Origin of the sequence: Patulibacter sp. NPDC049589, assembly GCF_040675535.1 — a bacterium.
In the GTDB taxonomy this organism is placed as follows: Bacteria; Actinomycetota; Thermoleophilia; order Solirubrobacterales; family Solirubrobacteraceae; genus Patulibacter.
Genome location: NZ_JBFAPC010000338.1, coordinates 1 through 1,357, shown reverse-complemented (window position 1 = coordinate 1,357; position 1,357 = coordinate 1). Strand labels below are relative to the sequence as shown.

The 1,357-nt window shown below is 73.8% G+C and carries 2 protein-coding genes; both read right to left on the bottom strand.

The window, feature by feature from the left end; genetic code table 11:
• On the bottom strand, positions 1-377 hold a 377-nt coding region (locus tag AB0L40_RS27850; protein WP_364362059.1), incomplete at its 3' end, for a thioredoxin domain-containing protein.
• A gap of 104 nt (positions 378-481) precedes the next feature.
• Positions 482-1,183, bottom strand: coding sequence for a YcnI family protein (locus AB0L40_RS27845; protein ID WP_364362057.1), 702 nt, complete (start codon positions 1,181-1,183; stop codon positions 482-484).
• Positions 1,184-1,357 lie beyond the last annotated feature (174 nt).

The following is a 1,357-nucleotide window of genomic DNA, read 5'->3' as shown; positions in this document are numbered from 1 at the left end:
GTCTTCACGAGCTCGTCGACGTTCTGCTTCTGGGAGTTGACCTCGAACTGCTGGCAGGCCGGGCACTTGACGTCCGCGAACTCGTGGATCGTGACCGGGGCGTCGGGATTGCCGAGCAGCGTGCCCTTCTGCTGCAGGCCCGCGAGCAGCGCCTTCGTCTCCGCGACGCCGGCGATGCCGTCGATCTTCTTGGAGCCGTTGGTCTTGTCCTTGAAGGGGTTGATGATGAGGATCGCGATCGCGATCACCACCACCACGCCGACGGCGCCTCCGAGGAGCTGCAACCGCTTGGTGCGGTCCGCGGCTGCGCGCTCGGCCGCCTCCCGCTCGAGGCGCGCCTTCTGGGCCGCCGCCTGCTTCTTGTTCGCTCCTGACATGCGGAGCATTGTGGCGCATCACCGGGCGTCCCCACTGAACGCCACGTAAACGCTGCCTGAGGGACGCTCGCCGGAACGGACCGTGGTCCGTTCCGGCGGCGGGTTCAGGCGTTCCGGCGGCGCCCGGCGACGGCGATCCCGAGCCCCGCGAGGCCGGCGAGCAGGCCCGCGCCGCCGAGCGCGATCGGGAGCGCGTCGCTGCCGTCGTCGCCCGCGGACGTGGCGGCCGCCGGCGTGGCCGGAGCGCCCGCGGCGCCGGCGGCCGCGTGCGCGCCGCCGTGCTCGTCCTCCGCCTCGTCGAGCGTCAGGGTCGGGGCGGGCTCGTCGCTGCCCGCCACGCCGATCCAGCGGACGACCTCGCCGCCCTCGTAGGTCTGCAGGGCCTTGAAGGCGACCGTCGAGCCCTCGGCGCCGTCGGGCACGCGGAGCGAGACCGGGAACTGCAGGAACTGGCCGGGCGCGATCACGCCGGCCTTGCCCTTCCCCGTCCAGGTGATCGTGTCGACCTCCTGCGTGACGGCCTCGCCCTCGACCGAGAACGGCTTGGCGGGGGCGCGCTTGGTGATCGTCGCGGTCCAGTTCGGGACCGGCTGGTACGCGGCGTAGGAGACGCCGGGCGGCAGCTGGACCTCGACCTTGACGGTCCCCTTGTCGTCCTGCTCGTTCGGCACGCGGACGTCCAGCACCGCGTAGGAGCCGGCGGCGGCCTCGGTCGGCTGGACGGTGACGTGGGCGCTCGCCAGGGCGGGCAGCGCGAGGGCGAGGGTCGTCGCGGCCAGGCCGGCGACGGTGGTGGTGCGGTTCATGGGGTCCTCCGTGGGGATCGGTGATCGGGGCGCCCGGCCGGGCACGCGGACGGATCCGCGCCGGCGGGCGGCAGTGGTGGGGAGCGGCCCCCGGAGCGGAAGCGCAGGGCCTTCTCGTCCGTGATCCCGTAGCGGTCGCGGCCCAGGGCCTCCCAGAGGACGCCCATCGCGCGG